At 72.2% G+C, this 7,864-nt stretch carries 7 protein-coding genes; all 7 read right to left on the bottom strand.

The window, feature by feature from the left end; all coding sequences use genetic code 11:
* A partial coding sequence (gene ftsZ, locus OL599_RS25510; protein WP_264716880.1) for a cell division protein FtsZ occupies window positions 1-1,417 on the bottom strand: 1,417 nt, incomplete at its 3' end.
* 60 nt (window positions 1,418-1,477) lie between these two features.
* Window positions 1,478-2,776, bottom strand: a complete 1,299-nt coding sequence (gene ftsA, locus OL599_RS25505; protein ID WP_264716878.1) for a cell division protein FtsA — start codon at window positions 2,774-2,776, stop codon at window positions 1,478-1,480.
* Complete coding sequence (locus tag OL599_RS25500; RefSeq protein WP_264716877.1) at window positions 2,773-3,627, bottom strand: cell division protein FtsQ/DivIB; 855 nt, start codon at window positions 3,625-3,627, stop codon at window positions 2,773-2,775. Before OL599_RS25500 ends, ftsA begins: the two co-directional genes overlap by 4 nt.
* Window positions 3,615-4,532 carry a D-alanine--D-alanine ligase gene (locus tag OL599_RS25495; RefSeq protein WP_264716876.1) on the bottom strand — a complete coding sequence of 306 codons (918 nt, stop codon included), beginning with the start codon at window positions 4,530-4,532 and terminating at the stop codon, window positions 3,615-3,617. The genes OL599_RS25500 and OL599_RS25495 overlap by 13 nt, the downstream gene beginning before the upstream one ends.
* Window positions 4,529-5,467 carry a UDP-N-acetylmuramate dehydrogenase gene (gene murB, locus OL599_RS25490; protein WP_408887001.1) on the bottom strand — a complete coding sequence of 313 codons (939 nt, stop codon included), beginning with the start codon at window positions 5,465-5,467 and terminating at the stop codon, window positions 4,529-4,531. The genes OL599_RS25495 and murB overlap by 4 nt, the downstream gene beginning before the upstream one ends.
* Window positions 5,464-6,903, bottom strand: a complete 1,440-nt coding sequence (murC, locus tag OL599_RS25485; RefSeq protein WP_264716875.1) for a UDP-N-acetylmuramate--L-alanine ligase — start codon at window positions 6,901-6,903, stop codon at window positions 5,464-5,466. The genes murB and murC overlap by 4 nt, the downstream gene beginning before the upstream one ends.
* A partial coding sequence (locus tag OL599_RS25480; RefSeq protein WP_264716874.1) for a UDP-N-acetylglucosamine--N-acetylmuramyl-(pentapeptide) pyrophosphoryl-undecaprenol N-acetylglucosamine transferase occupies window positions 6,900-7,864 on the bottom strand: 965 nt, incomplete at its 5' end. The genes OL599_RS25480 and murC, both read right to left, overlap by 4 nt.

Below are 7,864 nucleotides of genomic sequence, written 5' to 3'. Positions count from 1 at the left end.
CCAGGCCGCTGCCGGCGCGTGCCGCCGGGCGCGGCCGCTGCGGGCGCCCCGGCTGCTGCAGATGCGCCGGGATCTGTCGCGGCCCGGACGACTGCTCCTCCAGCTCGGCATCGTAGCCATGGCCGGGGGCGGCCGACATCTGCGCCGCCTCGGTGTCCGGCACCGGCGCGGGCCGGTGGGCCGGGTGCAGCGGCTGCACCGGCGCATGCTGCGCCTGCGACAGCGGCGCCGTCATTCCCTGCGGCATCGGCCGCTGGGCCGGCTGCGGCGGCAGCGGCGCACGCTGCGCCAGCGCGCCCGTGGGCTGGCTGGGGCGCAGCACCGTCGGCTGCGATGCAGCAGCGGCCTGCGGCATGCCCTGGGGCGGCACGCCCTGCGACGCCACCGCCTGCACGCCGCCGCCGCCGACTGCCACCAGCCGCGGCTTCTCGGCCGCCCTCTGCTCCGGCGACTCGATGCCGGTGGCGACCACGGAGACGCGGATCTTGCCTTCCAGGTTCTCGTCGACGGCCGAGCCGAAGATGATGTTGGCTTCCTCGTCCACTTCCTCGCGGATGCGGTTGGCGGCCTGATCGACCTCGAACAGCGTCATGTCCTCGCCGCCGGTGATGTTGATCAGCAGGCCGCGCGCGCCGGCCATGCAGGTGTCTTCCAGCAGCGGGTTGCTGATCGCCGACTCGGCGGCGCGGATGGCGCGATTCTCGCCCTCGGCCTCGCCGGTGCCCATCATCGCCTTGCCCATCTCCGCCATCACGGTGCGGATGTCGGCGAAGTCGAGATTGACCATGCCGGGGGCGACCATCAGGTCGGTGACGCCGCGCACGCCCATGTAGAGGACGTTGTCGGCCATCTTGAAGGCCTCCTTCCAGCCGGTCCGCTCGTTGGCAAGGCGGAACAGGTTCTGGTTGGGAATCACGATCAGCGTGTCGACGAACTGCTGCAACTCGGCGATGCCTTCCTCGGCGGCGCGGGCGCGGCGGTTGCCTTCGAAGGTGAACGGCTTGGTCACCACGCCGACGGTCAGGATGTTGCGCTCGCGGGCCATGCGCGCGATCACCGGGGCGGCGCCGGTGCCGGTGCCGCCGCCCATGCCGGCGGTGATGAACACCATGTGCGCGCCATCGAGGTGGCGGTACAGCTCGTCGGCCGCTTCTTCCGCGGCGGCGCGGCCGATCTCCGGCTTCGCGCCGGCGCCCAGGCCCTGGGTGATGTGCGGGCCGAGCTGGATGCGGCGGTCGGCGCGGGAATGCACCAGCTGCTGCGCATCGGTGTTCGCAACCACGAACTCCACACCCTGCAGGTTCATCGCGATCATGTTGTCGACGGCGTTGGTGCCGCCGCCGCCAACGCCGATCACGGTGATCCGGGGCGTGAAATCGGTATGGAGTTGCGGTGTGACAGTCAGGTTCAGGGTCATATCGGGCTCACCTCCCCAGGAATTCGAAGTTGTACTGCGCGCGGCCGATTCGCATCCGCATCACACGCGCTCACGAAGAAAATTGACGAAGCGGCGCAGCAGCCCGCTTGGCCGTTCGGCGTCCAGATCGAGATCGTGCAGCGTCCGCCCTTCGCCGGCGGTCCAGGCCAGCAGGCCCACGGCGGTGGCGAAGGCAGGGCCGGAAGCGCTGTCGGGCAGGCCGCGCAGCGGCGCGGGGCGGCCGGCGCGCACCTGGCGGCCGAGCACGCGGTGCGCCATGTCGCGCGCGCCGGAAAGCTGGCTGGCGCCGCCGGTCAGCACCACGCGATGCCCGGCCGCGCGCGCGAGGCCCGAGCCCTCCAGCCGTTCCTTCACCATCTCGAAGGTTTCCTCGAGCCGCGGCTTGATGATGTTCACCACCATGCTGCGGGGAACCTTGGCGATCTGGTGCTCCTCCTCGCCGACCAGCGGCACGGGCAGCATCTCGCGCTCGTCGTCCGGGCTGCTCTGCGCGCTGCCGTACAGCGTCTTCAGCCGCTCGGCATGGGCCACCGGAGTCGACAGCACGCGGGCGATGTCGTTGGTCACATGCGCGCCGCCGACCGGAAGCTGTGCGGTGTGCAGCAACTGGCCCTCGGCGAACACCGCCATGCCGGTGGTGCCGCCGCCCATGTCGAGCACGGTCGCGCCCAGCAGTCGCTCGTCCTCGACGAGCGTCGCCATGCCCGCCGCCATCGGCGCAGACACAAGCTCGGCAATCTCCAGGTCGCAACGGGCCAGACACGCATCCAAACTGCGCAGGGCCGTCGTGACCGCGTCAACCACATGCAGGCGTGCGACGAGCGTTTCGCAGTGCAGGCCACGCGGATCGATCACACCCTGGGCGTCGTCGGCGGCGAACGCGAGCGGCAAAGCGTGGATGATGCTGCGGTTTTCCGAAGCGGCGCGCGCGCGGCCTTCGCTCAGCACGCGGCGGATGTCCTGCTCGGTGACGGCGCGGCCGCCCACCGGCCACTGCACGTTGAACAGCCGGCTTTCCGGCTGGCCCGCCGAGAGGTTCACGGTGACGGCGCGCAGCCGCGTGCCGGCTTCCTCCTCGGCCTGGCCGACGGCGGCGCGGATGGCGCGCTCGGCTTCCTCGATGTCGAGGATGCCGCCGCCGCGCACGCCACGGCCCTTCTGCCAGCCGAAGCCGATGACGCGGATGCTGCCGTCGGATTCCACGCGGCCGATGACGCAGGCGATCTTTGTCGTGCCGATATCCAGAACGCCGAATGGCCCCGTGTGGCGCGGTCGTGCCCGTGTGGGCTCGGCGGGCTCATCGGGCGGCGTCAGGATGCGGCGCGACAGGTCGTTCACGTCGGTTTCCTTGCGGGTCCGGAAGCGTTGCGGGACGGATCGGGCAGCGGGCGCACCACCAGGCGGTCTGGCAGGCGCAGATCGACCGCCTGCAGCGGGCGGTCCAGCAGGGCGTGGCTTGCCTGCAGCTCGACCAGCCTGGCCAGCGCCTGCACTTCCGCGCCTTCGGGCAGCAGGATGTCGGTGCCGTTGTTCATGCGCAGGTTCCAGCGCCGCTCGCCCACCCGCACCGCCGCCACCGTGCGCGCCTGCAGGTCGGGCTGCGCCGCCAGCGCGTCGAGCAGGAAGGCGGCCGCCTTCGGCGCGCCGATGCCCACCACCAGCGGCAACTGGCCGGCGAAGGCGGCGACGTCGCTGTCGGTGACCATGTCGCCGTCGCGGTCGATCAGCGCGAACTTGCCTTCGTGCTGCCAGACCGCGAACGGGCGGCGCTCGGTGAGCTGCACCAGGATGGTGCCGGGCAAGCGGCGCTCCACGGTGGCGGACTGCACCCAGTTGATCGTCTCCAGCCGGGCGCGCGCGTCGGCCACCGAGAAGGTCAGGATCGGGTCGCCGCTGCGCACCCCCAGGGCCGCGCGCACCAGCGGCTCGGGCGTCTTGTTGCGGCCCTCGATCACGATGGTCTGGATGCGCAGGCCGAAGCTTGCGGTGGCGTTGCCCATGCGCTCGCGGAAATCCGCGCCGTCGCCCAGCGTGTGCACCAGGCCGCCCACCAGCAGGAACGCCGCGATGAGCGCGCTGCCGGCAAGCGCCGGGCGCAGCATCTGCCGCTGGCGCCGCCAGATCAGCTTCCACCGGCCGGGCCGGTCCTGCATGCGCATGGGCGCGGGGGCGTGCTTCACGCGCGACATGCGGCGTTCTCCACCATCCACGCGCAAAGCTGCGGGAACGACATGCCGAGATGCGCCGCCTGTTCCGGCAGCAGCGAGGTGGGCGTGAGCCCGGGCTGGGTGTTCACTTCCAGCAGCACCAGCCGGCCGGGCTCGCCCGCGGTGTCGTCGTAGCGGAAATCCGAGCGCGTGGCGCCGCGGCAGCCGAGCGCGCGATGCGCCGCCAGTGCCACATCCAGCGCGCGGGCATAGATATCGGGATGAACGCCGGCCGGAACGACATGATGCGAGCCGCCATCGGCGTATTTCGCTTCGTAGTCGTAGAAGACGTGCTCGGAGGCGATTTCCGTCACCGCCAGCGCGCGATCGCCCATCACGCCCACGGTCAGTTCGCGGCCGGGAACGTACTCCTCCACCAACGCCTGGGCGCCGTAGCTCCAGCCGGCGGCAACGGCGGCGCGGCGGTTGTCGCCGGTGCGCATGATCTCGACGCCGACCGACGAGCCCTCGTTCACCGGCTTGACCACGTAAGGCAGCGGCAGCGGATCGGCGTGCTCCAGTTCGGCGATGTCGACGATGCGGCCGCGCGGCACCGGCAGGCCCGCCGCCTGGAACACCGCCTTGGCCGCAGCCTTGTCCATGGCGAGCGCCGACGCGCGCACGCCGGAATGGGTGTAGGGAATGTCCAGCCAATCCAGCACGCCCTGGATCGCGCCGTCCTCGCCGAAGCGGCCGTGCAGCGCGTTGAACACGACATCAGGCTTCGGATCGAGCGCGGCGATCACGGCACGCAGGTCGTCGCCGACCTCCACCGGCGTCACGTCGTAGCCGGCCGTGCGCAGGGCGGCGACAACCTGGCGCCCGGAGGACAGGCTGACGTCGCGTTCGGCGGAGATGCCGCCGTAGAGGACCGCGACGCGCGTCATGCCACCACCTCCGGCCGGGCCGCGGGAATGCCGATGCGGCGGATCTCCCAATCGAGCGACACGCCGCTCATCGCGTGCACGCGGCGGCGGACTTCCTCGCCCAGGCCCTCGATGTCGGCCGCCGTCGCGCCGCCGGTGTTGAGCAGGAAGTTGCAGTGCTTCTCGGACACCTGGGCGGCGCCGCGGGCGAGGCCGCGACAGCCGGCGGCATCGATCAGTTCCCATGCCTTCATGTTCGGCGGATTGCGGAAGGTGGAGCCGCCGGTGCGCGCCCGCACCGGCTGGGTGGATTCGCGCGAGGCACGGATCTCCGCCATGCGGGCCGCGATGACGGCGGGATCGCCGCGCCCCGCGCGAAAGCGCGCGCGCACCACGATGCCGCCCGGCGGCAGCGATGCGTGACGATAGGCGAAGGCCAGCTGCGCCGTGGTCAGGCGCACGAGCTCGCCCGAGCGCGTCACCACCTCGGTCCAGTCGAGCGTGCCCGCCACATCGCCGCCATAGGCGCCGGCATTCATGGCGACCGCGCCGCCGATCGTTCCGGGAATGCCGGACAGGAACTCCAGCCCCGCGAGCCCCGCCGCCGCGGCATGCTCGGCCACGGTCATGTCCAGCGCGGCGGCCCCGGCGACGACGCCGCCCGCTTCCGCCGTGATGGCGTTGAAGCCGCGCGCGAGGCGGATCACCACGCCATGCACGCCGCCGTCGCGCACGATCAGGTTGGACGCGGCGCCGATGGCGACGACGGGAATTTCCAGCGGCAGCGCCTTGAGGAAAGCGCAGAGATCATCGACATCGGCCGGACGCACCAGCACCTCGGCCGGGCCGCCGACGCGGAACCAGGTGGTGGGCGCCAGCAGCGCGTCGGCCTGCATGCGGCCGCGCACCGGCGGAACCTGGGCGATCAGATGCGGGATCTTCCCGGCGGGCATCATGCGGCACCGCCCAGGCGTCGGGCCTGCCCGGCCTGCAGCTCCGCCAGCTGCGCCGGCAGCGCCGCGGCCCATTGGGTGATGTTCCCCGCACCCAGGCAGACCACGAAGTCGCCGGGGCGGGCGATGGCATGGATCATTTCCGCCAGATGCTCGGGGCCGGGGAGGGGCACCACGCTGCGGTGGCCGCGGGCGCGCAGCCCCTCCACCAGCGCGTCGCGGGTGACGCCCTGGATCGGCTGCTCGCCGGCCGCATAGACGTCGGCCACGATCACCGTGCCGGCGTCGTTCATGCAGGTGCAGAACTCCTCGAACAGCGAGGCGAGGCGGGAGTACCGATGCGGCTGCACCACCGCCACCACGTTGCGCGCGCCGGCCTGGCGAGCGGCCTTCAGCACCGCCGCGATTTCCACGGGGTGGTGGCCGTAATCGTCGATCACCGTGATGCCGCCGGTCTCGCCGGTCTTGGTGAAGCGACGCTTGACCCCGCGGAAGGCGGCGAAAGCGCTGCGCAGGGTGGCGTCGTCGATCTCCATCTCCATGCCGATGGCAACCGCCGCCAGCGCGTTCTGCACGTTGTGCTGGCCCAGCATCGGCAGGCGGAACGGCCCCATCTTGCGGCTGCGCCCGCGCAGGCGGTCGGCGACGGTCACCTCGAACGTCGCGCCCATCTTGTCCGCCAGCACCCGCTCGGCCCGCACATCCGCCTGCGGGCTGAAGCCGTAGGTGATGACGCGGCGGTCGGCGAGATGCGGGATCATCTGCTGCACCGCCGGATGGTCCACGCACAGCACCGCGAAGCCGTAGAACGGGATGTTCTGGACGAACTGGTGATAGCCTGCCGTCATCGCCTCGCCGGAGCCCCAGTGGTCCAGATGCTCGGGGTCCATGTTGGTGACCACGGCGATGGTCGCGGGCAGGCGCAGGAAGCTGCCGTCGCTCTCGTCGGCCTCCACCACCATCCAGTCGCCGGCGCCCAGGCGCGTATTGGTGCCGTAGGCGTTGATGATGCCGCCGTTGATCACGGTCGGGTCCATGCGCGCGGTTTCGAGCACCGCGGCGATCAGGCTCGTGGTGGTGGTCTTGCCGTGCGTGCCGCCGACCGCGATGGCCCAGCGCAGGCGCATCAGCTCGGCCAGCATTTCGGCGCGGCGCACCACCGGGATCAGCCGCGCCCGGGCGGCCTGGACCTCCGGGTTGTCCGGCTTCACGGCGGTGGACACCACCACCACCTGGCTCTGGCCAAGATTCTCGCTGGCATGGCCGACGGCGACGGGAATGCCGGCCTCGCGCAGGCGCCGGACATTGGCGCTGTCGGAAATGTCGCTGCCCTGCACGGAATAGCCGAGATTGTGCAGCACCTCGGCGATGCCGGACATGCCGATGCCGCCGATACCCACGAAATGGATGGTGCCGATGGAGAGCGGCAAGGCCCTCATGGGATGCTCTCCTGTGTCATGTGATGGTGCCGGCGCCGCGCCAGCTCCTGTTCGACGGCGTCGGCCAGCCGTGCCGCTGCGTGGGCCTCGCCGCAGCTTGCGGCGGCCTTGGCCGCGGCCACCAGGCGCTCCGGTGCGGCGAGAAGCTGCTCCAGCACGTCGGCCAGGGCGGGCGGCGTGAAGCCGCGCTGCGCGATCGCCCAGGCGCCGCCGGACCCGGTCAGCGCGCGCGCATTGGCAGTCTGGTGGTCGTCGATGGCGCCGGGCAGCGGCACCAGGATGGCGGGCCGGCCGACGACGCCCAGTTCCGCCACGGTGGAGGCGCCGGCGCGGGCGATCACCAGATGCGCCTGCGCCAGCAGCGCCGCGACATCGGCGAAGAACGGCGCGAGCGCGGCCGCGATGCCGCTGGCGGCATAGGCCGCGCGCACGCGGTCCAGATCCTCCGCCCGGCATTGCTGGGTGACCCGCAGGCGTGCCCGCACGTCCTGCGGCAACGCGGCCAGCGCCGGCGGCACGACGTCGCTGAACACGCGCGCGCCGAGCGAGCCGCCGAGGACCAGCAGCCTGATCTCGTCCGCCGGCGCCGCGTAGTCGTGCCCCGCGAGCGCCATGATGGCGGGCCGCACGGGATTGCCGGTGACCAGCATGCGCAGGCCCGCGGGGACGCGCGTGGTGCCGGCATGGCTCAGTGCCAGCAGGTCGGCGCCGCGCGACAGCATGCGGTTGGCGCGGCCGAGCACGGCGTTCTGCTCGTGCAGGATCACCGCCGGGCGGCGGCGCAGCAGCCGCGCCGCCAGCACCGGCGCGACGCAGGGATAGCCGCCGAAGCCGACGATGGCGGCGGCTTCGAGGCGCGCGAGGATGGCCCGCGCCTGCACCGTGCCGGCGGCCAGTGCCGCCACCGCCGTCGCCGCGCGCAGCGCGCCGCGCCCGGCGATGCCGGCGCCGGACAGCACGA

The organism is Limobrevibacterium gyesilva, assembly GCF_025989185.1.
In the GTDB taxonomy this organism is placed as follows: Bacteria; Pseudomonadota; Alphaproteobacteria; order Acetobacterales; family Acetobacteraceae; genus Limobrevibacterium; species Limobrevibacterium gyesilva.
Note: the sequence above shows the minus strand (reverse complement) of the source record. Positions and strands in the feature narration are given on the sequence as shown.

Bases quoted from the DNA above. Each gene is read 5' to 3' on its own strand.
- OL599_RS25500 (WP_264716877.1), bottom strand. From the start codon at position 3,627: ATGTCGCGCGTGAAGCACGCCCCCGCGCCCATGCGCATGCAGGACCGG.
- OL599_RS25495 (WP_264716876.1), bottom strand. From the start codon at position 4,532: ATGACGCGCGTCGCGGTCCTCTACGGCGGCATCTCCGCCGAACGCGAC.
- murB (WP_408887001.1), bottom strand. From the start codon at position 5,467: ATGATGCCCGCCGGGAAGATCCCGCATCTGATCGCCCAGGTTCCGCCG.
- murC (WP_264716875.1), bottom strand. From the start codon at position 6,903: ATGAGGGCCTTGCCGCTCTCCATCGGCACCATCCATTTCGTGGGTATC.